Origin of the sequence: Mesorhizobium sp. NZP2234 (assembly GCF_013170765.1) — a bacterium.
In the GTDB taxonomy this organism is placed as follows: Bacteria; Pseudomonadota; Alphaproteobacteria; order Rhizobiales; family Rhizobiaceae; genus Mesorhizobium; species Mesorhizobium loti_D.
The window spans coordinates 5,814,226-5,840,397 of sequence record NZ_CP033364.1 but is presented as its reverse complement, the minus strand read 5'-3'; the positions used below and the strand labels follow the sequence as shown (position 1 = coordinate 5,840,397).

Genomic DNA, 26,172 nt, shown 5'->3' with positions numbered 1-26,172 from the left:
GCCATACAATGCAGATGGCAAATCAACTGTCTTCCCGGCAGAGGGGTACCCGCCTATAGAGAATCAACCCAAGCCGTAACTGCCTTGTTCGTGTCTTCCGGCCGATCCTGCATGATCCAGTGCCCCGCGTTGCTCCAGACATCAACCTTGGACTTTGGATTGCTGAACCAATTTTGCATGCGCTCGGCTTGTCCTTGATCTCGGCAAAGATGATATAAGGGCACCGTTAGCCGTATGCAGAAATCTTCACTCGCTTTCCCGATACCTACTTGGTCGGGACCAAAGAACAATGGCCCGAATGATTCCCTCACGACGTGAGTTGGTGTCCCTTGGAGACGTCTTGCATGCCAGCGCGTCATCGCCGGTGAGGTAGCCGCGTCATAAGCGGACTTGAAGAGCGCCGGACCAACCACACCGGGATCGCTGACCTGCAAATCATCGGCAGTCCGTTTGAACACAGACGCCACCTCTTCCGAAAACCCCAAAGAGCCATCAACAGAGACAACGGCTGTCACAAGATCCGGCCTTTTAGCGGCCAGACGAGCAGCGATCTGACCGCCCATCGAATGCCCCATGACGATGAACTTCTGCCCTGCATATTTCCCGGACATCAAAGCTTCGATGTCATTGACATAATCTTCGGGAGCGTACCCACCGGAGGGCATAACCTGTGACCTGCCATGTCCTCGAAGATCGACGGCGACAACTCGGTATTTGCTCTCGAACACCGGTAGCTGCCAGCTCCAATCATGCGAGTCGCAGGACCATCCATGCAGAAGCATCAGATTCTTGCCGGTTCCGGTATCCGTCAAAAAAAGCTCGGCGGCCGGTTTCGTTGCCGCTGCTGAACCACTGTATGCGGAAGACAAGGCGACTGCAGCTCCGGTCAGCTTCATTAAAGCACGGCGAGACATCTCGAACGTTTTCGTGTTCATGCTATCCTCTTGACATGTTGCGCTCCTAAGCGTGTCCTGGCACTTTGGATGTCCTGAGCCGCCGTCACGCCAAAGCGCGATTCACCTAACGGCGGGACCGTTCGGTCTTCAGGTGATTATAGATTTCGGTGTGATCCGCTGACTTGCCGAGACGCGCGAGGCTCGCTTTCCAAAGTGCTGCGGCTCCTTCCAGCCCTGGTTCGGGCCTTCCCAGCCGGCGAGCAAGCTCGGCTGCCGTCTCGATGTCCTTCGCCATCAGCGCCATAGAGAACCCGGAGGCGAAGTCTTCTCGGATGATGAAAGGTTTGAGCTTCAGCTCGGTAGAGTTGTTTCGGCCTGTCGAAACGTTCAGGACGTCGACGAGAACGTCGGGCTCGATGCCGAACTCCTGCCCGATCAACAGTGCCTCGCATGCAGCTTGAAGTCCCGCAGCCGAGACGTAGTTGTTCAAGGCTTTCATTGCATGCCCGGAGCCGACCGCACCCGTCACTGTGATGCTCTTTCCCATCACGTTCAGAACCGGCATGACGATCTCGATGTCCTCCTCCACTCCTCCCACCATGATTGCCAGCGTACCGTCTACGGCCCGGCGGACGCCGCCGGAGACAGGAGCGTCGACCAATCTCAAACCGAGCGTCTTCAGGTCGTCTGCAAGTTCGCGAGTTTCGAAGGGCGCAGATGAGCTCATGTCGATGATGGGTGTGCCTGCCCGCAGACCTGCGGCGATACCAGCATCGCCAATTAATACTTCCCTTACGATCCGGCCGTTTGGCAGCATCGTGATTACTAGGTCAGCGGAAGATGCAAGATCGGCGATGTTTTCGACGCTCTGCCCGCCTGCATGGTCGAAATCTGCACGAGCGCCAGCAGAGAGGTCTGTTGCTACGACATCGTGACCTGCCTTGAGTAGATTCTTGGCCATCGGCAAGCCCATCATTCCGAGGCCGATGAACGCGACCACTGGTTTCTGAACCTCAGCCATTCTGTTCAATCTCCTGGAACACCTCCCGAGCGAGCCGAAAACTTTCGATCGCAGCTGGCACGCCGCAATAGATGCAGACCTGAAGGAAGACCTCCTGGATTTCTTCCCGACTAAGGCCGTTGTTAATTGCGCCGCGGATGTGCAGCTTCAACTCATGGGGGCGGTTTAGAGCCGAGATCATCGCAAGGTTTAGGACACTGCGGGTACGCCGGTCGAGACCTGGGCGATTCCAGATTTCGTCCCAGCAGTATTCCGTTGCCAGCTGCTGCATTGGCCAGTTGAAGTCGTCTGCAGTTGCTATCGAGCGATCTACATATTCCGGGCCAAGTACGGCTCGGCGCGTATCAAGGCCACGCTTGAACTTCTCACTCTGCTTCTTTTCCATGCAACGTCCCTCCTCGGGTTTCTGGCGCCGATAGCCCCTATCGTCAGCCGGAGCCGATCGAATGATCGTGCATAGAGACCAACTGGAGGGGCAGGCGCTTCGCATGGTGAGGCAGGAGCTTTGCATTTTGGGGCAGCGGTCAGGATCGCCCCGCGCCAGCAGCATGAGCGCGTGCTCGCCGCTATTGACACACATGGCATTCATTTGATTATTTGGGACAGTAGACATATTGGGTCTGGAAACGTCATGGCGATCCACGCCAAGCGACTGATTAGAAGTGCGACGCTGAGAGGCTATGCGGAAGCAGCATCAGCAGTAGGCCTTGATCCCACGGCCATGCTGGTGAAGGTGGGCCTGGATCCAAGCTTCTTCGACGACCCCGACAGAATGATTTCGTTCGATGACTGGCTCGAATTGCTGGCACAGTCCGCCGAGGCATCTGGCTGTCCGGATTTTGGAATCCGAGCCGCAGTAGCGCGCGGAATTCCGGATTATGGACCGGTGACACTCCTGATGCGTGAAGCCGAGAATGTCGAGGCCGCAATCCAGCTATACAGCTCCCATCTCAGCCTCCATGCCGATGGAACCTTCATCCAACTGGACAAGCGTTTTGAAAGTCCCTTTATCGTGATGGAGGTATGCGGCAACACGCTGCAACAGTCGATCCAGGGAACCCAATATTGCGTGGTCGGGGTAACGATGCAGATCCGGTGGCTGACGGGCGGTGACTTCCGGCCGGAGTTGGTGTCATTCTCCCATGCTAAGGGTGCAGGGAGCGTTTTTGCGCAGAGATTCTTCAACTGTCCGGTCACATACGGCCAAGTGCTGTCGGGCATGGTAATACCCCGCTCGATCCTGGCAAAGCCTCTTGTTACCTCGCCTCCGTTTCTGCGCAAGCTTGCGCTTCAGCACCTGGAGCCCGTCTTACATGGGCCGGCCAACAGTTTTTCCGTTCGGGTCAAGTTGATGATCAAACGCATGCTTGAGCATGGTGAATGCTCGGCCGAGGCCGTCGCATCTCGCTTCAACATCAACCGCCGCACCCTCAATCGGCGACTTGAACAGGAAGGGGAGAACTTCTCATCGATCGTGCAGCAGGTCCGCATCGAAGCGACGCAGCGCGCCATCGGTAGACAAAACTGTTCGCTGACGGAACTGGCAGACGCGCTTGGTTTCCAGAGCCTGAGCGCGTTTTGCCGCTGGTTTCAAGTAACCTTCGGATGCTCTGCCACAAAATGGCGAAAACAGTCGGGGGCCGGGAGAGGACGCAATGGGGCGTCGGATATAGTGCTTCCTATCACTGCGTCCTTGCTGGACAGCGCTGGGCATTAATCAACTGATTTCGCCGACGCAGACATATTTCGTTTCGAAGAGATCCTCGATCCCGTAACGTGATCCCTCGCGACCAATCCCGGAAAGCCTGATTCCTCCGAAGGGGGCCTGGGCGGTCGGGATCAGGCCGGTATTGATGCCTACCACCCCGTGTTCAAGGGCTTCGTATCTCGGAGGACTTCTTCAGATCGGATTCGATCCATCGTGACCCAACGAGTGCAGCATCCAGGAGGAGGGACATGTTTCCAGAACCATGTTTCCATCTTGCCCGCGCTACTGATCAATATGTCCAGCCCGGCCAGGCATCGGGAGCAGCGCGATCGTATTGCTTTGGGTAGTCGATCGACACGCCGAGTTCCCGAGCCGCCTTCCAAACCCAGCGGGGGTTTACGAGAGCCGCTCGGGCGATTGCGACCTGATCAGCCTTTCCGCTTGCGATGATGTCTTCAGCCTGTGTTGGCGTGACGATAAGACCGACTGCCCTGACGGCAATGCCGGTCCGTTGTCGGACTGTGTCGGCGAAGCCAACCTGGTAGTTTGGGCCGATGACGATCTTCTGAAGATGAGGATCGATCGCTCCGCTGCTGACGTCGACATAGTGGCACCCGAGATCCTTCAGCGCGCTGGCGAAGATGACAGCTTCGTCTTCATCGATGCCGCCTTCAATCCAGTCAGACCCGGTGATGCGCGCGCCCAGGGTGATCCAGTTCGGAACAGCCAGCGATATCGCCTCGAACACCTCAAGCGGAAACCTCATGCGGTTTTCGATCGGTCCCCCGTATCGGTCGCTTCGCAGGTTGGTGATCGGCGACAGAAACTGGTGAAGCAGGTAGCCATGGGCCGCATGAACCTCGATGACGTCGAAACCTATGCGCGCTGCCCTGATCGTGGCGTCGACGAAAGCGTTCTTGACCCGTATGAAGTCTGGCTCGGTCATCTCGCGTGGTACCTGCCATCCATTGCGGTATGGAATAGGAGACGGAGCGATAGTCTCCCAACCTCCCTGCCGTATCAGCAGCTCTCCACCACCGTTCCAGTGCACATCCGTTGAGCCCTTGCGTCCTCCGTGGAAGAGCTGGATCCCAAGCTTGGCCGAACCGAAGGATCGGAGTGCGGAAACCACCCGACGGAGCGCTGCCTCGCTTTCATCATCGTACAGGCCGATGTCGCCAGGCGTTGGCCGCCCAAACTCTTCGACACCTGTGGCTTCGATCATCACCAAACCGGCCCCACCCGTGACGAGACTGCCCCAGTGCATCAGATGCCAGTCATTCGCATTCCCGTTCACAGCGCTGTACTGCGCCATCGGCGCTATCACGACGCGATTGGAGAACGTGTTCGGACCGAGAGTGACAGGAGAGAAAAGATGAGCGCTCATGAACCTAAGTCTTTCAGAGTTGGCAGTTGAAGCTGATCTGCGTGGTACGCGCCCGGATGCAGGACATTTCGCGCGCCCGCGACGCGAAAAATTCCGCCATTGGTCAATAACCGGAAAGAGACCTGTTCTATCAAATGGAGTATGACGCCTCGCCGCCGCAGGACATCATGCAAATTCGAGCATGATCCGAGCCAAATCTTCGGCCGAGTCGATCATCAAATCGTGGCCGCCACTGAGAGAGAAGACGTGGTGGCCATCCTTGTCTCGGAATGACTCGTACTGGTCCGGAATGGGGCTCGGCAGACCGATGTCCCTTGAATTGTAAACAAAGACGTTGGTCTTAATTTTTCTGGAGGATCCGTTCAGCTTGATCGGCTGCGTGAAGCATGGAAGAGGATGCGGGGTGAGTCTGGAGTCTACCCAGACCTGATGGGATGCCCCCACGCCGAAAGTAGCCGCAGAGAGCGGCGCAACAAGCCTTCCACCGTGTCCGGATGCCAGTTTGGTGAAGGGAATGGCCAAATTGGGCAATACGGAGAAAAGGGTGTCCCCATCCTGTGGGATCATGCCGTCGATGTAGACAAGTGCTGCAATCCTATCCGGCACCCTGTCCGCAACTCCAGTCGTGACAAACGCACCGTATGAATGTCCACACAACACGACATCTCTGAGGTCGCGATGCTGTATGAGGTTGAAGATGTCAAGAATATGAGTCTCGAGATCAATGAGGCCTTGATGCGCAAGGTGCGCTCGCTCTCCGACGCCAGATAGCGTTGGGGTCAAGACCTTGTGCCCGGCCTGTTCCAGATGGGGCCGTAGAAGATCGTAGCACCAGCCGCCGTGAAAGGCGCCCGGGACAAGAACGAAAGTGGCCATCACGGCTCCTCGGTTTTCAATCGGACTAAGATAATCACGCAGACATCGCGTTGTTATCATTACGGGGCCACGATTTGATATTTTGGGACGGCCAGCTGATCCTGAAACCAGCACTGCAATGCACCGGGTTACGATCGTGAGTCGGGCAGCACCGCAACGCATCTCGCATCGAGAGCCTCAGCACCGCCCAGTCTCGGCCCCTGTCCTATTCGGGCAATGGCTTTCGTGCCCCCTCGCGAATGAAGAAGCTCGAAATCAGGCTCACCACACCGGCGAAGATGACATAGAAGGAGGGGGCGAGCGGATCGCCGGTTGCTTGAACCAGATACGTAGAGACAAGCGGCGCGAAGCCGCCAAAGATCGCAACAGCGAAGCCGTAGCTAACCGATAGGGCAGTGTAACGGATCCGCGTTGGAAACATTTCCGACAGCACGGCGCATATTACGCCGGTAACCAGCAGAAATATGAGTGTCGCGATTACCTGGGTCAATACGAAACCGGTGATGGTTTTCATCGAAAAGAGGAGGGAAAATAGCGGATACGCGAAGATGATTGCGAGGGTCGCGGAAAGGACCACAAGGGGTTTCCTTCCAATACGATCTGACAAAGCGCCTACGGCTGGCGCCAAGACGAGATACAGCACGACCGAGAACGTGCTGGCAAAGAATGTCGAAGATGTACTGAGGCTCAACTGCTGGGCAGCGTAAGTCGGGAGAAAGACGAAAAATTCCCAGTAAAGTACGCATGGCAGAATGCTAAATCCGAACGCTGCGATCATTGGCCCCTTTTGTGTGGCAAGAGCCTCCGTGAAAGGCGAACGGGTCAACTTGCTTCCACTTGCGGTCTTCGAGAACGCCGGTGTCTCGGCTACATGTGTACGAAGGTAATGTCCTATCGGGCCGAGGACAAATCCAAGTAAGAAGGGAATCCGCCAGCCCCAGGATTGCAGAGCTTCCGCGTCAAGAAAAAAGCTGACGCTTGCCGCAGTCACAGTCGCCAGCAAAAGCCCCAGTGCCGTACCAGCCTGCTGAAAACTACTAATGAATCCGCGACGATTGTCGGGCGCGTACTCAACTAAGAAGGCGGCCGCCCCACCCCATTCGCCTCCTGCAGAAAATCCTTGGAAAATGCGGCATATCACGAGCAGAATCGGAGCGGCGATCCCGATGGTCTGGTAACTGGGGATTAGCCCGATGGCTCCTGTCGAGAAAGCCATCATTCCGATCGTCACCACAAGCGCTTCGCGGCGCCCGCGACGATCTCCATAAGCCCCGATGACAACTGCCCCAAAAGGCCGGACGACAAAACCGATCGCAAACGCGGCAAACGTGCCAAGCAAAGCAGCTAGGGGGTCGCTGGACGGAAAAAACGCCTTTGCGATTGACGCAGCCATGAACCCATAGATGCCGAAGTCGAAGACCTCGAAGACTTGCCCTGCTGCACACGATGTCACGGCTCGACGAAGCACATTGTTTCGGGCATCGCCTGTCCCCTCATATCTCGTTGTCGTAGAGATTGTCATGGTGTTCCCCACACTTTATGGCTGATGAAACGCGTGGCGCACTTCCAGGCAGGAAGACCCACACGTGTATTGGAAACAGCACCACGACATCGTTCTTTGCAAAATGGGACGCTGTTTTCACGCTTCGGGGCACCCCTCGCTTTGTGCGGAAATAAGTGTGCCGGTTACAACTCCGGCTAGGTGGTCCCGAGCCAGCGCGTGACGGTTCGAGAAGCCAGGTCCCTCCGGCAGATGCATGGCTCTGCTGCCTGTCTGCCGCAGCACGCGAGCGATGCGTCGGAGTGGCCGTAGCGCAGAATTCCGAGGACGGACATCAGGGCCGACCAATGCTTCGTGAGTGCCGTCCCACTTGGCATAGTCGGCGCCCCAAATGGCACACCCATCCTCGTGTCCCTTGCTTTTATGCGGCAAAGTGTAGGTAGCGCAGAGGGATAAGATGGCAGAGCAGGAAAGTCTGAGTGATGTCGACAGGAAGATAAGGCTGGTGGCTCTTGGCGATATTATCTTGTCACGACCGCCGCATGACCCGAACAATGGGCTGTTCGGCATTATCTCCTCTGCGGATGTGGCAACCGGTAACCTGGAATTCACGCTTACCGGCGACCGCGCTCCTAATGAAAAGCTCATTGCCCTTCGAGCGGATCCGAAGGTTGCCGGGGACATCGCGGCCTGGGGCGTGAATGTTCTCTCTCTCGCGAATAATCACGCAATGGACTTCGGAACGGCCGGGCTTCTTGACTCCATCGCCGCCGTGAAAGCGGCGGGCATGGTGCCCGTGGGAGCCGGCGACACCCTGGAGCAAAGCCTGGATCCGCACATCATTGAAATTGGCGGATCCCGTATCGCCTTTTTCGGAATCTCCACCCACCTGCCGACTGCCAGCGCCGCTAGCTCCAGACGGGCCGGCATTGCTCCTGTACGCATTAGCAACCGGTACCTCATCGATCCCATAACCTTGGGCGAGACCCCCGGAATGGCCCCTTATGTGCAGACCGAAGTGGTCACGGACGACCTTGAGCGTTTGTGCGCAGCCATCTGTGACGTCTCGCAGCGAAGCGACCTCGTGGTCGTGAATATTCATTGGGGTGTTCCACTCGGGTGGACAGCCCTTCATCAGAATGAGCTTGCTGATTATCAACGACCTTTGGCGCATGCGGCGATCGAAGCGGGCGCTTCCGTGATCATCGGCCATGGCCCCCACGTAATCCAATCCGTCGAATTTCACCGAAACTCGCCGATCCTATACAGCATCGGCAACTTCATCATGCATGACATATTGCCCGAGACTGCTGCCTCGGCAGGCGCCTTTCCGAACTACGAGTGGGACTCCCTCCGCACGTTCTGGAACTCGATCGGTTGCATTGCACAGCTTGCCTGGCGCAACCCCCAGGAACTGCCGACCGTCGAGCTGTTGATTACAAAACTCGATGACAACGGCGAATCCCGGGCTGCGTCGAGCGACGATGCAAGACAGTTGCACGAGCGGCTGGCGCAACCATCTGGAAAAGTCGGCACGCTCGTCGAGCTGCGACAGATCGATGGCTACTGGTCACTGGCGTTCAGGCCTCTCAAGCATTGACCGTGCCGCGCCCCAGCACGGCGAACCGCTTCCAATAGTATGAGGAATTGAAGATGCTCTCCACGAACCTTCAAAGCTGGCTCGAAGAGAACCTTTCTGAGCTCGTCGAAATACGACGCGGTATCCACGCGAATCCGGAGCTCGGCTTCGAAGAGGAGCGCACTTCGCAGATCGTGGCGGCGAAGATGAGAAGCTGGGGAATCGAAACATCAACCGGCCTTGGGGTCACGGGCGTCGTTGGCACAATTCACGGGAAGGGACCATCGGGGAGGAGGATCGGGCTGCGCGCGGATCTGGACGCACTGCCGATCTTCGAGACGACCGGTCTGCCCTACGCCTCCACTATCCCCGGGAAGATGCATGCCTGTGGCCACGATGGCCACACCGCCATGTTGCTGGGCGCAGCCGGATACCTTGCAGCCCACAACGATTTCGCTGGAACCGCTCACTTCATCTTCCAGCCGGCCGAGGAGAGCCTGAATGGCGCCAAGCGCATGATCAAGGACGGATTGTTCGATAAGTACCCCTGCGAGTCCATCTTCGGGCTTCACAACACCGCGGGAATGCCTGTCGGACAGTTCGCAATTTGCGAAGGCGCGATGATGGCCGCTGCCGACATCTGGGAGGTGACTTTTCGCGGCAAGGGTGGACACGGCGGTCTTTCCCCCCACCTCTCGACCGATATCACCTATGCCCAGGCGCATTTCGTACTGGGTCTGCAGGGCATCGTAGGTCGGACCATTGCTCCGCTGGATACCGCCGTGATCAGCGTTGGTTACATATCGGGCGGGAATACCGAAAGCTGGAACGTGGTACCGTCCGAACTGGTAATGAAAGGCACCGTCCGCTCCTTTTCTGCCGAGGTCAGGCAGTCGATACAGGACAGGATGGAAAGGCTGGCGACACTTACGGCGGACAGCTGGGGTTGTTCGGCGGAATTCAAGTTTGGTCGCGGACCTGGCGCGATCATAAACCAGCCCGCTGAGACAAAGGCTGCAATTGCAGCTGCCGAGGCTGTGGTCGGTCCGGCAAGCGTCAACAGGAATCTTCGCGCAACCACCGGATCAGAGGACTTTGCAGACATGATGGCGCTGAAGCCCGGCGCCTTCATGCGTCTCGGAAACGGTGTTGCCGAAGACGGTTCGTTTCACGCTCCGCATACACCCGAATACAATTTCAATGACGACATCATACCGCTGGGGATCAAGTACTGGATCAAGCTGGTCGAGCAAGAGCTCGTAGCCTGATTCTAGAGCAATTTTCGCCCTCCAGCTCTGTTGCAAGAAAAACGTCCATGCCTGTGAGAAACGAAGGCGCGTCGGCAAAGGTCGTTACCGCACCATGATGCTGTAAGTCCAAGAGAGATCGAGTGAAGGAAACCAACGTGAGCACAACGATCGAAGCGCTCTGCGATCAGGTAGACGGAAGCGCGATGCGCCGGCATCTCGAGGAGTTTGCGAAGTACGTGAAATTGTCGGGTTCGCCAGCGGAGCGAGAAAGCTTCCGGTATCTCGAAGCCACGCTCCAGGGGTACGGCTTTTCGACAAGCTTGATATCGCACCCTGCCTACATCAGCCTTCCTGTCAACGCGTCCCTGGAAGTGGCAGGAGTTGAAGTCGAGGCCATCACTCATTCCTTTTCAGTCTCGTCGCCAGAAGACGGTTTTCGCGGTCCGGTGGTCTACGTCGCTGACGGCGCGCCAGAGGACCTGGAAAACCATGATGTCGGCGGCAAGATCGTGGTGCTTGAAGGCATGGCACGACCGGCCGCTGCACTCCTGGCTTCGAAGGCTAACGTGGCTGCAATAATCCACGTCAGCCCGCACGAACACCTTCACGAGATGTGCGTCTCACCTGTCTGGGGAAGTCCTGGTTCGGCAACCTTCGGACGCCTTCCGACGACGATTGTCGTCACGATCTCGAAGGAAGACGGCGACGCATTGAAGGTCCGGCTCCAGAACACGGATCACGTTGAAGCGGTTATTCATGCCGAAGTCGACACAGGCTGGCGCGACACGCCCTTGCTTGAGGCGACACTTTCCGGTCGCGAGTCGGGGGCATCCTTCGTACTGTTCTCCGGACATCACGACACATGGCACTATGGCGTCATGGACAATGGTGGTGCCAACGCCACCATGCTGGAGGTGGCCCGCATATTCTCGTCATATCGGGATGAAATGAGACGGGAATTGAGGCTTTGCTTCTGGTCCGGCCATTCACATGGGCGATACACCGGGTCTGCATGGTATGCTGACAGCCACTGGTCGGAACTGGAATCGCGCTGTGTCGCTCACGTGAACGTCGATTCGACGGGCGGCAGGAACAACAATGTGCTCATCCACGCGCCTGCCTCGGTCGAACTCGTGGAGCTTGCTCGCGAGTCGGTTCAGACGCAGGGGAAGCAGACAATCAGCGGAAAGAGAGTAAGCCGAGCGGGGGACCAGTCGTTCTGGGGCATTGGCGTTCCCTCGATATTCATGGGGATCGGTGAACAGTCTTTGTCTGGTGACGCTGATGCATCCTCGACCCTGACGAAGGGAATGGACCTGCCAAGTTTTGGCTGGTGGTGGCATACGCCGGAAGACACGCTAGACAAGATGGATGACGAAGTGCTGGTCCGCGATACGCGCGTCTATGTCCATGCAATCTGGCGTTTGCTCACCGATGAGCGGCTTCCGATCGATCCTGGCGCTCAGGTGGATCAACTTCAGGCAGAGGTTAAGTTGCTTGGCAAGAAGATTTCGGATCGCTTCAACGTCACCTGCCTATTGGGCAGGATAGCCGCACTTCAACACGAACTTGAGAGCCGAAGCCTCACGGATCGTGAGACCATGGCTTTGTGCCGTGAGCTCGTTCCGCTCGACTACACGACCGGTGACCGGTTTGTCCACGATCCCGCGCTGCCTCAAAATCCCTATCCTGTCCTGGATCCATTGCGTGCTCTGGCGGCGGAAGGTGCCGGGAGCCCAATGATCCCATTCTTGAAGCTGGATTGCCGCCGCGCTTCGAACCGGGTCGAGGCGGCTCTGAACAATGCATTGAGGATCTTGCGCTCCGGCCCTTGAGAGCCGGGCAGCGCGCTCCATCACTTCGTGAACGGACAGGACGCATACTGCGCACTTTGACCCCGATCGACGCCAAGCCGGGGAACTGCAGGCAGGCGCCGGTCAGCAAAGCCCCGGTCTGGCCTTGTCTGAAGGTCCTCCAGGAATGCGCCGATGAAAGGCGCGTCCAAATCCCGTAGTGTCAACTGCGATGGGAACTTGCCAAGGTGCGTCTGCCGCGACTGCAAACAGGACCCGGAAGGTGTCGCGATAGGAGGCGATGGTGTTGGAGCTTACGCCTCGATGCCGCATGAGGCGATCGGTAACCCGCGACGACCTGGAACGCCATATCCAGCTCGTCCTGTCCGATCCGGTCGATCGGGAAGCGAACAATTACGGCCTGGCCAGCGCCACGCGGTGGCGCTTTGTCGTGGACGGCGATAGATGGCGGAAGATGCGTTTCCGAAATCTAGCCGAAAAAGCCAATGTTTTCAGGAGTGCGTTTTTCTGACGGTGTGCCTGACGGTATGGCGCTCCGCGAAAAATTATTTGATACGTAAAATCAACGACTTAGGTGCTACGAGATAATCGAGTGGCAATGACGGGATACAAACGGCGGAGCGCCACTTCAATCCTCTCATCGAGACCATGCGGGCATCGCGTTTGCCCATCGTGGCAGCCGTGAACGGCCCCGCGCCGGCGCTGCCGTGGGTATCGCGCTCGCCGCCGACATCGTCATCGCCGCCCGCTCGGCCTATTTCTATGAGCCTTTCGTCGGCATCGCGCTCGTGGCCGATGCCGGCAACCCGCTTTTTCTTTCACGCACCCTTGGCCGCGTACGCGCGTCCGGCATGATGTTGTTGGGCGACCGGATCACAGCGGAACGCTCGGCCCTGTCTGGGAGATCGCAGAGGACGACGGTATGCATGCCGCCGCTCTGGCGATTTGCGCGCGGCTCGCGGCTCTCGACGCGCAGGCGGTCGCGGCTGATTTCGGTGCGAGCGAACAGCTTCAATTTGAGCAGGATCTGCAAGGCGAGGCGGCCGTTCCCCGGCTATCAAGGCGCGCATCGCGGAGTTTTTCGCTCGGCGGAAAGAGTAGGATCCGGCAATGGAGACCGCGCTTCCTCAGGATGCCAGAAGGAACGGTGACGGCATATGACCATCCAGACGACCTACATCCTTTCGGGTGTACGTACCGGCATCGGTACTTTAGGTGGAAACGCTTAGCGGCGAGGAGCAGGCCGCGCTTGGCGCCAGGGTAGCCGCCGAAGCGATCAAGCGCGCCGGCATCGAGCCTTCCGAGGTCGGCCATGTGGTCTTCGGCAATGAAGCCGGTCGTCGCCTTGATCCGGGCGAGGCCGCGCGTGTCCGAATGCCCGGTGCGCTCCTGGCGAAGGCCGTGACCCGCCCGTTGCCCGAACGTGTCGCTGGATCCCAGCCGTCCCGTCATCGACGTGATCAGTCCAACGGGTGGGCAAGGCTTACAATGTCCTCGACGTCCTGGCGGCTGCGCGCGAAGCGTTTGAGCACCAGCGGATCGTGCCCCGGTACGATGTGAGCGGGCGAACTGGCAAGCTGCTTCATCCGTTCCACTCCGAAGATCACGTCGCTCAGTCGGTCGAAGACCGGAAAGGGCTTTTCGCGCTCCATATTGGCGTAGAAATGGGCTGCGTCGGACGCGATCACGACCGCGCCGTTGTCGGTTTCCACCCGCACCACCTGCAATCCGCGCGAGTGGCCGCCAACCTTGTGGAGCGTGATGCCGGGCGCGATCTTCGACTCGGGGTCGTGGAAGCAAACCTTTCCGGCAAAGACGCGCCGCACCATGGTGGTGACATCTTCGGCCTCGAAGGGATGGCGCATGGCATGGTGGCACATGCAGCGGCCGGTCGCGAACTCCATCTCCGCATCCTGCAGGTGAAAGGTCGCCTTCGGAAACAGATGATGGTTCCCGCAATGGTCGTAATGCATGTGTGAGACGATGACGTCGCTGACATCGGCGTGGTTGATGCCGATTGCCGCCAGGCCGTCATCGACGGGCCTCACGACACTGCGTCCGCGTTTGTCACCGGTCGGTTTGTCGAAACCGGTGTCGACGATGAAAGTGCGCTTCTCGCCGACGATCGCCCAGACGAAGTAGTCGAGCGGCATGGGAACATCATGTGTGTCTCCGCCCAGGAAATTCTCACCCGAGCGGCGTTCGAAATGGCCGTAGCGAACGGCATGGATCTCATAAAGTTCGGCGTCACCCATGATCAGCTCGCTTTGGCGACATCCGGGGTCTGGGCCGAGCCGACCTCCACATGCGCCCATGTCTCAACCGTCTTGACCATACAGGTAAAATCGGAATCCGGCCCGTAGAGCTGGTTCGTCACGCTCAGCAACTGGCGCACGGCACTGCCCACCACCATAGGCACGCCCATCGCCTCCGCCTCATCCACGCACAACCGCACATCCTTGAAGGACAGCCCCGTCGCGAAACCAAAATCGAAGGTCCGCGGCAGCACGGATTTCGGGAACTTGTCCTCGGTGGCACTGTTGCGGCCGCTCGACGCGTTGATGACATCGATCATGACCTTCGGATCGAGGCCCGCCTTCACGCCCATCACCACCGCCTCGGAGGAGACTGCAAGGGCCGCCGCCGCAAGCAGGTTGTTGGCTAGCTTCATGGTCTGGGCGGCGCCCTGAACCTCGCCCATGAAGAATATCCGGCCGAAATTCTCGATGACCGGCCTCGCGGTCTCGAAGGCGGCCTTGGGACCCGAGACCATGACGGCGAGGGTGCCGTTGCGTGCTCCCTTCAATCCGCCGCTGACCGGCGCATCGATCATGGCGATGTTCTTGGCTGCAAGGCCTTCGGCTACCCTGGCGGCCGTTCGCGGGCCGGTGGTGGAAATGTCCACGAAGATGCGGACCGCCTTGCCGTCGGCGATGCCGCCATCGCCGAGCACGATCTTTTCCAGGATCTGCGGGCTCGGCAAGCTGGCAAAGACGATCTCCGCGGCATCGGCAACCTCGCCTGCGCTGCCCGCGGCCCTTGCGCCCGAATTGGTCAGTTCCAGCACGGCGTTGGCGTCGATATCGTGGACTATCACCTCATAGCCGGCCTTGATGAGACGGGTGGCCATCGGCGTGCCCATTTTTCCAATGCCAACAAAGCCGATTTTCAGGGTCGACATGATCGCTCTCTCCTCCTTCGGGGCCTATTGCCCATGGTGCTTGGTCTCGATTTCCCGGATCGCATTCTGTCAGGTCGTTTCCACCGTGGGCATTTCGAGCGCCTGGCTTGTACGCGGCACGAGAAGTTCCGCTATGTCCACGACCTTCAATCTGTCGGCCACGCCGAGTGCATCGATCGCGGCTGTGTACATCACCTTGTCCTTGGGACAGGCGACGACGAAATAAGCGACGTCGCCCAGGCTCAGTGCCTCGCGGATGCGGTTCTCGCTCGGCCGCTCGGTCACGCCGTCGTCACCTTGCCAGATGCGGCCGCCGCCGGCGCCGCAGCAAAAGGAATTCTCCCGGCAGCGCGGCATGTCATGAAGCGTATAGCCGGCGGCCCGGATCAGTTCGCGCGGCGCATCGAAGCCGCCATTGTAGCGTCCAAGATAGCAGGGATCGTGATAGGTGACCCTGGCGCCGTCGGCGACATGCAGGTCGAGTTTTCCCGCCGCGATGAGTTCCGCCAGCAGCGCCGTATAGTGCAGCACCTCGAACGCCGCGCCGAAATGCTGATAGTCGTTCTTCAGCGCATTCAGGCTATGCGGATCGGTGGTCATGATCCGGTTGAAGCTGCACGCCTTGATCTCATCGATGTTGGACTGAGCGAGCGTCTCGAACAGACCTTCTTCGCCGGCACGCCGCACATCGTTGCCGCTGTTGCGCTCGGCATCGAAGAGAATGCCGAAGTCGACACCGGCCGCGGTCAGCAGTTCGGCAACCTTGCGGGTGATTTCCTGAACACGCGGATCGTAGGACGCGTAGTCTCCGACGAACCACAGAACGTCGACGGGTTCCTCGCGTGCGTCCTTGACTGGAAAGCCGAGTTCCCTGGTCCAGCGGGCCCGCATCTTGGAAGGCTTGCCCATGGAGTTGCCGAGACGGGTCAGGTTCGACAGCGCCTCCTGCAGACCGGGGCTGACACGGCCTTCGTCGACCAGATGACGGCGCATGTCGATGATCTTGGGCAGATGCTCGATCTCGACCGGGCATGCTTCCATGCAGGCACGACAGGTGGTGCAGGCCCACAGCGTCTCCTCGGAAATCACGCCGCCGACCAGTGGGGCCGCCGATGGTCCCGCGGCAAGCGCATCGCGCATTTCGGTGATCAGCAACTTCGGGCTGAGCGGCAGGCCGGCGGCATAGGCTGGGCAGACCGCCTGGCAACGGCCGCATTCGGTGCAGGACAGAAGGTCGAGCTGCTGTTTCCAGTCGAACTGTCCCAGGTTGTCGATGCCTGGAGCCTCGCGCGCTTCCGGGACCGCGGGTGCCAGGCCGCGGGGCTCGAGGCTGCGGAAGTAGATATTGGGCGCGGCAAGGAACATGTGCCGGTGTTTCGAACCGGGGATATAGACGAGGAACGCCAGGATGGCACCGACGTGAACCCAGTAGAACAGCTCTTCGCCCGCATGTCCCGGTATGCCGGCACGCTCGAGCAGTCCTGCCAGCGCCGACGCGACGGGCCGCCACGAGCCGTCGGCGCCGCCGGCTATGCGCGCCGCCGCCTCGAGCAGCAGAGACGCCACGATCAGAACGATCAACACGTAGATGATTGCCGCATCGCTGCCGTTCGAGCCATCGAAGCGGGCAGGCCTAAGCACGTAGCGCTGATAGAGTGCAAGTGCGACGCCGATCAGCATCAGCACCGAAAAGATATCCTGCAGAGCGGCAATCCAGGTTTCGCCTCCGATGGCCGCTAGCGAGAACCCGGGAAACAGCCGCGAGCCGAAGGCATCGATCGTGGCGGTGAACAGCACGAAGAATGAAATGAAGATGATTGCGTGGAGCACGCCGGAAAGCGGCTTGCGGAGCATTTTCCGGTGCATGCCGATGGCGACCATCACGCCCTGGAGACGCAGCATCGGGCGGTCGAAGCGGGCCGCTGCCGGTGCATTGGCGAGAGCAACCGCGTAACGACGAGAGCGCCAGGCCGTCAGCGCGAGTGCTGTGACGACCAGGATCCACAGTGGCAGGGTCGATGCCATCTCAACGGCCAGAGCCGGCCCGCAGCCTGTCGCTCAGATTGGCGACGAGATCGAACAGGTCACAGGTCGCGCCGTAATGCGCGACATTGAAGATGGGCGCCTTCGGATCGGTGTTGACGGCAATGATGAGCTCGGCCTGCGACATGCCTTCGAGATGTTCGGGCGCGCCGGACACGCCGAGCGCCAGGTAGAGCTTCGGCTTCACCTTCTGGCCGGATTTGCCGACCTGGCGCAGCTTCGGCAGCCAGCCATTGTCGACCACAGGACGGCTGCCGGCGATCTCCGCCCCCAGCATCGTCGCCAAATTGCGAGCAAGATCGATGCTTGCCTCGTCGCCGATGCCGCGGCCCACGCACACGATCCTGTCGGCTGCCGTCAGATCGACGTCAGCATAATCCGGCATGTCGATGGCCACCATCTTCACCTTGCCGCTGGTGAGTACGGGTTCGGCATCGATCGTTTGCACGTTCACGGCCGCGATCGGATCCGGCACTGCCGCTGCGAAGGCCCCTGGGTTGATCATCAGAACCGCGGGCAGCCGCACTTCGCATTCGGCGAGTATCTTGCCACCATACATCTGCGCGACGATCGTCAGGCTTTCGCCATGCCGCTTGATTTCATTGACATAGGAGATGAGCGGCCAGCCGGTTCGCGCCGCGATGTCCGCTGCCACGTCCAGTCCGTTTGCCGAATAGGGAACCAGGACCAGGCCGGGGCTTTCGGCGGTGACGACGTCGCGCAGAAGCAGCGTGTAGGCCTCGGCGGGAATGACATCCAATCTTGTGGAGCAGGCCACTATCAGGCGATCGGCGGCACCAAGGCAAGCGGATGCGCCTTCCGCGTCACGGCCGGCGAAAAAGGCAACGACCTCGTCGTCGGCCTGGGCCAGCGACCGCGCCGCGGCGATCATTTCAAGGGAGAAGGCTTCGATCTTGCCGGAATGGCCTTCGGTACAGGCAATCAATTTCATGGCTTAGTTCCTCGCCAGGCCTTTGGCTGCCAGGATGGTGATCAAGCGATCCGCGACTGTCTCGGCATTGCCGCCGAGGTTCTCGCCGGAGCCGCCCTGGACTGGCAGGCGCAATGTGATGATCTCGGCGGAACGCTCGAAACCCGACAATTCGGGCGTGGCGCGGCCGATGGGCGTCTTGGACGCCTCGCGAAGCTTGCTGCCCGAGACATAACGGGGCGCCTTCGACGCGGTCTGAACGCCGAGCACCGCCGGCGTGGCCAACTCATAGGTGACGGCGACACCCGCGCCGCGCTCTTGCGTGACCCGAAGCACGGCGCCGTTCGCAACGATACGGTTGGTTCCCGACACATGCGGCCAGTCGAGCAGCGCGCCGACATAGGGCGCGAGCTGGCCAAAGACATCCTCGGTCGATTGGACGCCGCACAGAACCAAGTCTGCCGACTTTGCCCTCGCCATCGCCGCGATGGAAGCCGCGATCTCTCGTGAGGAGATCATGGCGTCCTCCTCTGATTGAAGTGCCACGACTTCCTCGGCGCCGCGCGCTGCGGCCATCTGCAGGACCCGGTTGGCGCCTTCGCCAACGGCCACCGCCGTCACCTTGGCACCGCAGGCCTCCTTGAGCAGGATTGCTTCCTCGAGAGCATGATCGTCAAAATCGTTGAGCTGGAAATCCAGCCATTCCCGATCGATGCTGCGGCCGTCCTCGGCGAGTTGCAGCTCGCCCGCGGAATCCGGGATCATGCGCAAGACGACAAGAATATTCACGGCCTCTCCTCCGACGGAACGCACCTCGAGCGCCCAGCACCGACTGCTAGATAAGTCGTATTCCTCGCTCCTCCCAATGGCCAAAAAGGTAATAGCAGCTATTACAAGACGGCAGATTGACGATCGTGGGTAATCGACTGCTAATTTGCGTCAAATCGCGTCCAATCGAATTTTCCTGAGTTGGAGGTTGTCAGGAGAATGCTCGTGCGATTTGCCCGAGATATAAACATCTATTCTTTGTTTATAATTTCTCGTGTGCGAGAATTCCTGAGGAGAATTTTAAACGCTCTGTCGAGCGTTAAGGAGGAGGAACCAATGTCAATAAAGAGCATCCTAGACCACAAGATTTCCCGCAAGGGCTTTATCCGGGGCATGCCGGCCGTGGCGGCAGCCATGGCCGCCGCGCCGGCCATCCAACTCGCCCAGACCAGCGCGGCCGTCGCTTCGGAGACGGCGGAAAAGAAGCCTGGCTACTACGGCGCGCCGCGCACCTGGATGTGGAACCCCAATGCCAATACCATGGTCGACACCTCGAAATGGAAGAAGGCGGGTCCGTACACGATCGGGTTCTCCAATGCTTCGATTTCCAATGCCTGGCGCGTCGCCTTTCAGCATGGCGTTCTGTGGTCCGCCGGCCAGCATCGCGACGAGATCGCCCATCTTCTCGTCACCGACGCCAATGACGATCCTTCCAAGCAGATCGCGGATATCCAGGATCTGATCAGCCAGGGCGTCGATATCCTGCTCATTGCGGCCTCGACCGAGGACGCGCTCGATTCCGTCGTCGGCCGCGCAACCGAACAGGGCATTCCCGTCGTCATGGTCGATCGCAAGGTGAAGACGCCGGCCAACTACATCACCTACGTCACGGCATCCGACTGGGCGTTGGGCCGTCTCGAGGCGCAGTGGTTGTGCGAGACGCTGGGCGGCAAGGGCAACATCGTGATGCTGCCAGGCATCGCCGGATCGAGCGTCGCGGAAATCCGCATCAAGGCGAACGAGGAAGTGTTCTCGAAATTCCCCGGCATCAAGGTGCTGGAGAAGCAGTATTGCGACTGGAATCCGGCAACCGGCAAATCGGTGATGGCCGCGCTGATCCAGAAGCACGGCAAGGCCATCGACGGTGTCTTGGCCGACAGCGCCCTACAGGGCTATGGCGCGATCGAAGCGTTTCTTGACGCCGGCTACAAGGACGGCGAATTCCCGCCGATGACCGGTGGCGACGTTGCCCGGATGTATCAGCTGGCCAACCAGCACAACATCAAGATGGTCGGCATCGACTATCCGACGTCGATGGGCATCACCGGCATCGAGACCGCGCTCGACGTGCTCAAGGGCATCTCGGTCCCGGACAAGGTCGAGGTGAGCTTCCAGGTCGTCACGTCGCCCGGCGCGGATACGGTCTCTGTCAAGGGCGACAGGCATCTGCTCGACCATGTCAGCATGAGCGACCCGGGTGATCTGTCGCCAAGCAACGGGCTGCCTGCCGGCTACAATCCGAGCACATTCAATCCCGACTATCCGAAGTAAGCCTCCCAAGCGACCCGGTGTGCGCCCTCCTGGGCGCGCACCGGACGTGCATTGAACAGTTCGAGCACCGGATATGTCAGCGTCTGTTATTGAACTCAGTCAGATCGAGAAGGACTATCCTGGAGTCAAACCCCTGGACAAGGTTGATTTCGCCGTGCAACCCGGCGAGATTCATGCCCTTCTCGGCGAAAATGGCGCGGGCAAGTCGACGCTGATCCGCGTCATGGGCGGCGTGACCAAACCGAATTCCGGGACCATGACCTATCTCGGCAAGCCGGTTTCCTGGCAGTCGCCGAAGGAAGCACGCGCTGCCGGCATCCACGTGATCCATCAAGAGCTTGCTCTTTTTCCGGAGCTTTCTGTTGCCGAGAACATCCTGGTCGATACGCAGCCTCGCGGCATGCTGGGTCTCATTTCGAACCGCGCCCGCCACGTCCGCGCCGCTGAAATCCTCTCACAGCTCGGCGTCGACATCCCAACCCACGCCAGGATCGACGAATTGCCGCTTGCCGACCAGCAAATGGTCGAGATCGCGAAAGCCCTGGTCGGCAAGGTGCGGCTGCTCATCCTGGACGAGCCGACGGCGGTCATCGCCGGACGTGAGGTCGATCTTTTGTTCGAGAACATGCGCAGGCTGCGCAACGAAGGCGTCGGCATCGTCTACGTCTCCCATAGGCTGGAGGAAATCTTCGAGATCGCCGACACGGTCACGATCCTCAAGGACGGCCAGCTCGTCGGCACGAGCCCGGTAAGCGCGCTCACGCGCGAGGAGATGATCACCCGGATGGTCGGTCGCCGGCTCAGCCAGATCTATCCGCCTCGGCGTACCGCACGGGCGAGCGGCCCGGATGTGCTCGCCGTTCGCAATCTCAAGGCTGGTCCGCGCGTCCGTGACGTCAGCCTCAACGTCAAGGTTGGCGAAATCGTCGGCGTGGCCGGCATGGTCGGTTCAGGGCGCACTGAGGTCGCCGAGGCGATCTTCGGCACGCGCACCGTGGAGAATGGTGTGATCGAATTCGATGGCAAGCCATTTGCGGCGAAGCTTCCGAAGGGCTCGATACGCCATGGACTCGGTTTTCTGACCGAGAGCCGAAAGGACGACGGCCTGTTTCTCGGCCTGCCGATTTCCGCCAATATCGTAGCGCCCGACCTCGGCGGCATAACGAAACATGGCCTGATCGACCGCAAGCGGGAACGTGCGGTGGCCATGCGGCAGATCCAGGACTTTTCGGTCGCGACGCCGTCGCCTGACGTGAAGATCGGCAATCTCTCCGGTGGGAACCAGCAGAAGGTGTTGTTCAGCCGCTGGTCGCGCATCGCCAGCAGGCTGCTTATCCTCGACGAGCCGACGCGCGGGGTGGATATCGGGGCCAAGGTGGAGATCTATCGCATCGTGCGCCGGCTGGCGGATTCTGGCGTCGGCGTACTGATGATCAGTTCGGAACTGCCCGAAATCGTCGGCCTTTCCGACAGGGTCTTCGTGATGGCTCAAGGCTATGTCGTCGGCGAAATCAACGGCGATGCGCTCGGCGAAGAGGCGATCATGGATCTCGCGGTACGATCTGTCGGGCACCGCAATGCGGAAATCGATCAGCGTGCGGAGCCGGTAGGATGAGTGCCATCACGATGGATCTTCGCCGCAACCGGCTGATGCTTTCCTATCTGATCGTGGCGGTGCTGCTGGTCCTGCTTGCGGTCGCCGGCGGCTTCCTGTCCGATCGATTCCTGACCTGGCGCAACATCGGCAACCTGTTCCAGCAGCTCATCGTGCTGGGCATGGTCAGCCTAGGCCAGACGTTTGTCGTGCTGATGGGCGGCATCGATCTGGCGGTCGGTTCGCTGGTTGGTGCGCTCACCGTCTTTCTGGCGAACTTCCTCGAATGGCGCCCCGATCTGGTGTGGCTTGCACTGCCGCTCGCATTGGTCGCCGCGACCGCCGTGGGCGCGCTCAACGGGTTGTTGACGGTCGTGCTGCGTGTCCATCCGTTGATCGTCACGCTCGGCATGTCCTCGATCATCTTCGGCGGAACGTTGATGTACCGCAAGGAGCCCGGCGGCTCCGTACCGCGTGCCTTCGCGGATATTGCCTATGCAAAGGTCGGCGGCGTTCCGCTCAGCGCCGTCGTGCTCGTCGCGATTTTCGCGCTCGCCGGGCTTTGGCTGCAGCGCACGCGCACGGGCCGCAGCATCTACTTCGTCGGCGGCGACCGGGAAGCGGCGCGGCTGAACGGGTTGCCGGTCGATCGCATCGTGGTGCTTGCCTACGCGCTGTCGGGCCTGTGCGCGGGCATAGCGGCGATTTTCCTGACTGCGCGAACTGGCGTTGGCGACCCGCGCATCGGTGCCGCGCTGACGCTGCAGTCGGTAACGCCGGTGGTGGTCGGAGGCACCATCCTGGCCGGCGGGAGAGGCGGCGTGCTTGGCACTTTCCTTGGCGTGCTGCTCGTCACCATGCTCAACAGCCTGCTGAATTTCGTCAATGTCTCGTCCTATTACCAGTGGGTCATCCAGGGTCTTATCATCATCATCGCGGTCGGCATCCACACACCAAGGCGGAGATAATGATGGCGCCTCTCGATACACCGATGCCGCGATCGCAAGGCATTTCCCTGGCGTCTGTCTTCGAGCGCTACGGGCTGGTGGTCTTCCTGGTCGCGCTGATGATCGTCGCGGCTCTCGCCTCACCGACCTTTCTGCGGCCGGCCAACCTGGTCAATGTGCTGACCATCGCGGCACCGCTTGGCATGGTTGTGATCGGTCAGACCTTCGTCATCCTGGTGCGCGGATTGGACCTGTCAGTGGCCTCGCTGATGGCGACGGTGGCGGTGCTGGCGACCGCTTTCAAAGCCACCACCAATGAAGCGATTCCGATGATCTTCATCGCCGCGATCGCCCTGTCGGCCGTGGTGGGCCTGGTGAACGGCTGGCTCGTCGCCAAGCGCAATGTCAGCCCGTTTCTCGCGACACTGGCGATGATGATCATCCTGCAGGGCATTCGTTTCGCCTATACCGGCGGGGCGCCGATCAGCACCCTGCCGCCGGGCATGGGCTTTCTGGCCTCGGGGCGGATTTTTGGCGTACCGGTCAATCTGATCACCCTGGCGTTCCTGGCAATCGCGTTCGGCATCGTGCTGCACCGGTCACGCCTCGGCCGTGAGATATTCATGGTGGGAAGCAATCCGAAGGCCGCGTTCCTCAACGGTGTCGCGCCCGATCGCGTGGTCATCCTTTGCTACGTCATCTGCTCGGTCTGCGCGGGAATAGGCGGCCTGTTCCTGCTCGGCTATGTCGGTACCGTCTCGAACTGGGTCGGCCAAGGTTACGAACTGGACTCCATCGTTGCCGCCGTGATGGGCGGCGTGGCGCTTACCGGGGGGCGCGGCAACATTTTCGCGGCGCTGCTTGGCGTGGCTGTTCTGGTGGTGATCAACAATCTCGTGCTGCTGCTCGGATTTCCGATCGAGATGCAGCTCATCATCAAGGGCGTCATCATCATCGGCGCGGCGGCGTTTTACCGGACGCGGCTCGCCTGACCCGATGCTGCCGTTGGACCCCAAGGGAGGAAGAAAATGACCGTTGAAGTTCTGGCGGATCGCGGTGCACGGGCAAGGCGCGACGAGGAAGTGGATGTCGTGATTGTCGGGGCCGGCCCATCCGGCTCGGTCGCCGCGCTTCATCTGGCGCGTGCCGGCATTTCCGTTGTCGTGCTCGAACAGGGCGAATGGCCTGATTATGCCGACTATACCGGCGCGCGTCCGGAGCACGAGCTTGTCAGCACCAAGCTCTGGCATCCCAATCCCAACGTCCGTGACAATCCCAACGACTATCCCGTCGACACGTCGACGACGGACATCAACCCGCTGATGTTCGCCGGCGTCGGCGGCAGTGCGACGCTTTATGGCGCGCAATGGATGCATTTCCTGCCGTCGGACTTCCGCGTGCGGTCGATGGACGGCGTGGCCGAGGACTGGCCGTTCAGCTATGAGGACCTGCTGCCTTACCAGCTTGAGATCGAGCGCGAGGTGGGCGTTTCCGGTCTCGCCGGCGATCCGGCCTATCCGCCTCGCGGTGCCTATCCCTTCCCGGCGCTGCCCATCGGCTCCGTCGGTCTGCGCGGCGCGCTGGGCATGGAAAAGATGGGCTGGCACTGGTGGCCCGGCAGCAATGCCATACCGTCGGAGACGTTCGGCGAACTCAATCCGTGCGTGCGCCGCGGAACCTGTCTTACCGGGTGTCCGGAGGGCGCGAAATCCACGACCGACCGGTCGCATTGGCCGTTGGCATTGAAAGCCGGCGCGCGGCTGGTCACCCGTGCTCGGGTCAAGGAAGTCGAGACCAACGAGCAAGGGCTGGCGACCGGCGTCGTCTATATAGACGCGAACGGCCGGGAGCGGCGCCAGCGCGCCAAGGTGGTCATCCTGTGCGCCAATGGCGTCGGCACGCCCCGGCTGCTGCTGATGTCGGGAGGGTCCAGGAATCCGGACGGCCTTGCCAACTCATCGGGCATGGTCGGCAAAAGGCTGATGATGCATCCCTTCGCCAGCGTGCTTGCCTCCTACACGGATCCGCTCGATTCCTGGCGCGGCCCCTTTGGCCAGCAGGTCTATTCGCTCGAGTTCTACGAGACCGACGAAAGCCGCGGCTTCGTGCGCGGTTCGAAATGGAACTGCATGCCCTCGGGCGGACCGGTCGGCGTGTCCGGGGCAACCGGATCCAAGGTCTATGTCGCCGAGAGCGGCCGGTTCCAGGATTTCTGGGGCGCCAACCTGCACGAGAATGTGGCGCGCCGCTTCGGTCACTCGCTGATCTGGGGCATTGTCGGCGAGGATCTTCCCGAAGAGAGCAACCAGGTGATCCTGTCCAAGGATCTGACGGACTCCGACGGGCTGCCCGCGCCGCAGATCGTCTACAAGGTCAACGAGAACTCCAACCGGCTGTTGAAGTTCAATATCGATCGCTGCCTGGAATCGGTGCGCGCCGCCGGCGCCATCGAGACTCTGGTTTCGACACCGGTGCGTGAATCGGGCTGGCATCTGATCGGAACCACCGTGATGGGTGACGATCCGAAGCGCTCGGTCGTCGACCAATGGGGCGCCTGCCACGACGTGCCCAACCTCTACGTCATGGACGCGTCGACCTTCCCGACCTCGGGCGCCACCAACCCGACGGCGACCATCATGGCGGTCGCGCTGCGCAACACGCGCCGCATGATCGCCGAACGCCGCAACCAGAAGGTGGCCTGACATGTCGAACGAGAACATCTTCTTCGCGCTCGCCGATTTCCTGATCCCCGCGCATGGCAAGATGCCGAAGTTCAGCGACGTCTGCGGCTACGCCGACGTCGAGAAGTCACTGGATTTTCGCACGGACCTGAAGCCGGGCTTTGCGCGCGGCATCACGGTCGATCCGGCCAGCGGCGCCGAGGCTTGCCTGGAAAGCCTTAACGAGGAGGATGGCGAAGCCTTCTCGGCGATCACAACGATTGCCATCGCCACCTACTACATGACCCCGCGCGTGCGCGAACTGATCGGCTATCCCGGCCAGGAGAACGTCCCCTACGATTCAAAGGCGACGCAGATTTACCTGACCAACGGCTCGCTCGGCCACGTCATTGCGCGCGGCCGCAAATATCGGCCGACTCCCGGCCTTTGATCTCCCAATCAACG

General features: G+C 60.2%; 23 protein-coding genes and 1 pseudogene. 11 read left to right on the top strand and 13 right to left on the bottom strand.

The features are described from left to right. Positions 1-53 precede the first annotated feature (53 nt). The 3 genes from EB230_RS28410 to EB230_RS28400 all read right to left on the bottom strand — a co-directional run bounded on the left by EB230_RS28410 (position 54) and on the right by EB230_RS28400 (position 2,302). Complete coding sequence (locus EB230_RS28410) at positions 54-935, bottom strand: alpha/beta hydrolase (RefSeq protein WP_172374372.1); 882 nt, start codon at positions 933-935, stop codon at positions 54-56. Positions 936-1,020: 85 nt separating this feature from the next. Then, positions 1,021-1,917, bottom strand: coding sequence for an NAD(P)-dependent oxidoreductase (locus tag EB230_RS28405; protein ID WP_172374371.1), 897 nt, complete (start codon positions 1,915-1,917; stop codon positions 1,021-1,023). Further along, positions 1,910-2,302, bottom strand: a complete 393-nt coding sequence (locus EB230_RS28400; RefSeq protein ID WP_172374370.1) for a carboxymuconolactone decarboxylase family protein — start codon at positions 2,300-2,302, stop codon at positions 1,910-1,912. Before EB230_RS28400 ends, EB230_RS28405 begins: the two co-directional genes overlap by 8 nt. 246 nt (positions 2,303-2,548) lie before the next feature. Between EB230_RS28400 and EB230_RS28395 the strand changes: the two genes are divergently transcribed. Further along, positions 2,549-3,634: an AraC family transcriptional regulator gene (locus EB230_RS28395; RefSeq protein WP_172374369.1), complete on the top strand. Its 1,086-nt coding sequence runs from the start codon at positions 2,549-2,551 to the stop codon at positions 3,632-3,634. Here the strand turns inward: EB230_RS28395 and EB230_RS28390 are convergent. From EB230_RS28390 to EB230_RS28375, 4 genes and pseudogenes are all read right to left on the bottom strand, one after another. Then, positions 3,635-3,799, bottom strand: a pseudogene (locus EB230_RS28390) (aldehyde dehydrogenase family protein); the annotation flags it as partial. 115 nt (positions 3,800-3,914) lie between these two features. Next, complete coding sequence (locus EB230_RS28385) at positions 3,915-5,012, bottom strand: NADH:flavin oxidoreductase/NADH oxidase (protein WP_172374367.1); 1,098 nt, start codon at positions 5,010-5,012, stop codon at positions 3,915-3,917. Positions 5,013-5,177: 165 nt separating this feature from the next. Beyond that, positions 5,178-5,888 carry an alpha/beta hydrolase gene (locus tag EB230_RS28380; protein ID WP_172374366.1) on the bottom strand — a complete coding sequence of 237 codons (711 nt, stop codon included), beginning with the start codon at positions 5,886-5,888 and terminating at the stop codon, positions 5,178-5,180. A 205-nt stretch (positions 5,889-6,093) separates the two neighbouring features. After that, the gene (locus EB230_RS28375; RefSeq protein ID WP_172374365.1) at positions 6,094-7,410 is read right to left on the bottom strand and encodes an MFS transporter; all 1,317 of its coding nucleotides are present in this window, start codon (positions 7,408-7,410) and stop codon (positions 6,094-6,096) included. 436 nt (positions 7,411-7,846) lie between these two features. Between EB230_RS28375 and EB230_RS28370 the strand changes: the two genes are divergently transcribed. The 4 genes from EB230_RS28370 to EB230_RS32490 all read left to right on the top strand — a co-directional run bounded on the left by EB230_RS28370 (position 7,847) and on the right by EB230_RS32490 (position 12,543). Beyond that, positions 7,847-8,989 carry a CapA family protein gene (locus tag EB230_RS28370; protein ID WP_172374364.1) on the top strand — a complete coding sequence of 381 codons (1,143 nt, stop codon included), beginning with the start codon at positions 7,847-7,849 and terminating at the stop codon, positions 8,987-8,989. Positions 8,990-9,042: 53 nt separating this feature from the next. Continuing rightward, positions 9,043-10,236, top strand: a complete 1,194-nt coding sequence (locus EB230_RS28365; protein ID WP_172374363.1) for a M20 aminoacylase family protein — start codon at positions 9,043-9,045, stop codon at positions 10,234-10,236. Positions 10,237-10,373: 137 nt separating this feature from the next. Then, on the top strand, positions 10,374-12,053 hold the full coding sequence (locus EB230_RS28360; RefSeq protein WP_210261325.1) for a M28 family peptidase: 1,680 nt from the start codon (positions 10,374-10,376) through the stop codon (positions 12,051-12,053). Positions 12,054-12,342: 289 nt separating this feature from the next. Beyond that, positions 12,343-12,543, top strand: a complete 201-nt coding sequence (locus EB230_RS32490) for a hypothetical protein (RefSeq protein WP_210261324.1) — start codon at positions 12,343-12,345, stop codon at positions 12,541-12,543. 249 nt (positions 12,544-12,792) lie between these two features. On the opposite strand, the gene EB230_RS32775 is transcribed toward EB230_RS32490, so the two are convergent. The 6 genes from EB230_RS32775 to EB230_RS28325 all read right to left on the bottom strand — a co-directional run bounded on the left by EB230_RS32775 (position 12,793) and on the right by EB230_RS28325 (position 18,976). Beyond that, a complete protein-coding gene (locus EB230_RS32775; protein ID WP_244493923.1) occupies positions 12,793-13,065 on the bottom strand; it encodes a hypothetical protein in 273 nt (90 codons plus the stop codon). A gap of 427 nt (positions 13,066-13,492) precedes the next feature. After that, the gene (locus EB230_RS28345) at positions 13,493-14,287 is read right to left on the bottom strand and encodes an N-acyl homoserine lactonase family protein (protein ID WP_172374362.1); all 795 of its coding nucleotides are present in this window, start codon (positions 14,285-14,287) and stop codon (positions 13,493-13,495) included. Positions 14,288-14,289: 2 nt separating this feature from the next. Continuing rightward, positions 14,290-15,213, bottom strand: a complete 924-nt coding sequence (locus EB230_RS28340) for an NAD(P)-dependent oxidoreductase (protein WP_056565200.1) — start codon at positions 15,211-15,213, stop codon at positions 14,290-14,292. Between the two features lie 69 nt (positions 15,214-15,282). Beyond that, entirely contained in the window at positions 15,283-17,238 is a 1,956-nt protein-coding gene (locus EB230_RS28335) for a heterodisulfide reductase-related iron-sulfur binding cluster (protein ID WP_056565196.1), read from the bottom strand. 1 nt (position 17,239) lies between these two features. Next, positions 17,240-18,208, bottom strand: coding sequence for an electron transfer flavoprotein subunit alpha/FixB family protein (locus EB230_RS28330; protein ID WP_056565194.1), 969 nt, complete (start codon positions 18,206-18,208; stop codon positions 17,240-17,242). 3 nt (positions 18,209-18,211) lie between these two features. After that, complete coding sequence (locus EB230_RS28325; protein ID WP_056565190.1) at positions 18,212-18,976, bottom strand: hypothetical protein; 765 nt, start codon at positions 18,974-18,976, stop codon at positions 18,212-18,214. Between the two features lie 315 nt (positions 18,977-19,291). Between EB230_RS28325 and EB230_RS28320 the strand changes: the two genes are divergently transcribed. The 6 genes from EB230_RS28320 to EB230_RS28295 all read left to right on the top strand — a co-directional run bounded on the left by EB230_RS28320 (position 19,292) and on the right by EB230_RS28295 (position 26,158). Next, a complete protein-coding gene (locus EB230_RS28320; protein WP_162258877.1) occupies positions 19,292-20,506 on the top strand; it encodes a substrate-binding domain-containing protein in 1,215 nt (404 codons plus the stop codon). 73 nt (positions 20,507-20,579) lie between these two features. Continuing rightward, positions 20,580-22,121: a sugar ABC transporter ATP-binding protein gene (locus EB230_RS28315; protein WP_172374361.1), complete on the top strand. Its 1,542-nt coding sequence runs from the start codon at positions 20,580-20,582 to the stop codon at positions 22,119-22,121. Further along, complete coding sequence (locus EB230_RS28310) at positions 22,118-23,068, top strand: ABC transporter permease (RefSeq protein WP_081294650.1); 951 nt, start codon at positions 22,118-22,120, stop codon at positions 23,066-23,068. The genes EB230_RS28315 and EB230_RS28310 overlap by 4 nt, the downstream gene beginning before the upstream one ends. Then, positions 23,068-24,039, top strand: a complete 972-nt coding sequence (locus tag EB230_RS28305; RefSeq protein ID WP_155772360.1) for an ABC transporter permease — start codon at positions 23,068-23,070, stop codon at positions 24,037-24,039. Before EB230_RS28310 ends, EB230_RS28305 begins: the two co-directional genes overlap by 1 nt. A gap of 36 nt (positions 24,040-24,075) precedes the next feature. Beyond that, positions 24,076-25,749 carry a GMC family oxidoreductase gene (locus EB230_RS28300; RefSeq protein ID WP_172374360.1) on the top strand — a complete coding sequence of 558 codons (1,674 nt, stop codon included), beginning with the start codon at positions 24,076-24,078 and terminating at the stop codon, positions 25,747-25,749. 1 nt (position 25,750) lies between these two features. Next, a complete protein-coding gene (locus EB230_RS28295) occupies positions 25,751-26,158 on the top strand; it encodes a hypothetical protein (protein WP_172374359.1) in 408 nt (135 codons plus the stop codon). Positions 26,159-26,172 lie beyond the last annotated feature (14 nt).

Excerpts from the sequence above, each read along its gene's own strand:
- EB230_RS28380 (WP_172374366.1), bottom strand. The coding sequence starts at position 5,888 with ATGGCCACTTTCGTTCTTGTCCCGGGCGCCTTTCACGGCGGCTGGTGC.
- EB230_RS28370 (WP_172374364.1), top strand. The coding sequence starts at position 7,847 with ATGGCAGAGCAGGAAAGTCTGAGTGATGTCGACAGGAAGATAAGGCTG.
- EB230_RS28395 (WP_172374369.1), top strand. The coding sequence starts at position 2,549 with ATGGCGATCCACGCCAAGCGACTGATTAGAAGTGCGACGCTGAGAGGC.
- EB230_RS28335 (WP_056565196.1), bottom strand. The coding sequence starts at position 17,238 with ATGGCATCGACCCTGCCACTGTGGATCCTGGTCGTCACAGCACTCGCG.
- EB230_RS28330 (WP_056565194.1), bottom strand. The coding sequence starts at position 18,208 with ATGAAATTGATTGCCTGTACCGAAGGCCATTCCGGCAAGATCGAAGCC.
- EB230_RS28410 (WP_172374372.1), bottom strand. The coding sequence starts at position 935 with ATGAACACGAAAACGTTCGAGATGTCTCGCCGTGCTTTAATGAAGCTG.
- EB230_RS28315 (WP_172374361.1), top strand. The coding sequence starts at position 20,580 with ATGTCAGCGTCTGTTATTGAACTCAGTCAGATCGAGAAGGACTATCCT.
- EB230_RS32490 (WP_210261324.1), top strand. The coding sequence starts at position 12,343 with ATGAGGCGATCGGTAACCCGCGACGACCTGGAACGCCATATCCAGCTC.
- EB230_RS28385 (WP_172374367.1), bottom strand. The coding sequence starts at position 5,012 with ATGAGCGCTCATCTTTTCTCTCCTGTCACTCTCGGTCCGAACACGTTC.
- EB230_RS28400 (WP_172374370.1), bottom strand. The coding sequence starts at position 2,302 with ATGGAAAAGAAGCAGAGTGAGAAGTTCAAGCGTGGCCTTGATACGCGC.
- EB230_RS28310 (WP_081294650.1), top strand. The coding sequence starts at position 22,118 with ATGAGTGCCATCACGATGGATCTTCGCCGCAACCGGCTGATGCTTTCC.
- EB230_RS28305 (WP_155772360.1), top strand. The coding sequence starts at position 23,068 with ATGATGGCGCCTCTCGATACACCGATGCCGCGATCGCAAGGCATTTCC.
- EB230_RS28375 (WP_172374365.1), bottom strand. The coding sequence starts at position 7,410 with ATGACAATCTCTACGACAACGAGATATGAGGGGACAGGCGATGCCCGA.
- EB230_RS28405 (WP_172374371.1), bottom strand. The coding sequence starts at position 1,917 with ATGGCTGAGGTTCAGAAACCAGTGGTCGCGTTCATCGGCCTCGGAATG.
- EB230_RS28345 (WP_172374362.1), bottom strand. The coding sequence starts at position 14,287 with ATGGGTGACGCCGAACTTTATGAGATCCATGCCGTTCGCTACGGCCAT.
- EB230_RS28365 (WP_172374363.1), top strand. The coding sequence starts at position 9,043 with ATGCTCTCCACGAACCTTCAAAGCTGGCTCGAAGAGAACCTTTCTGAG.
- EB230_RS28320 (WP_162258877.1), top strand. The coding sequence starts at position 19,292 with ATGTCAATAAAGAGCATCCTAGACCACAAGATTTCCCGCAAGGGCTTT.
- EB230_RS28300 (WP_172374360.1), top strand. The coding sequence starts at position 24,076 with ATGACCGTTGAAGTTCTGGCGGATCGCGGTGCACGGGCAAGGCGCGAC.
- EB230_RS28340 (WP_056565200.1), bottom strand. The coding sequence starts at position 15,213 with ATGTCGACCCTGAAAATCGGCTTTGTTGGCATTGGAAAAATGGGCACG.
- EB230_RS28295 (WP_172374359.1), top strand. The coding sequence starts at position 25,751 with ATGTCGAACGAGAACATCTTCTTCGCGCTCGCCGATTTCCTGATCCCC.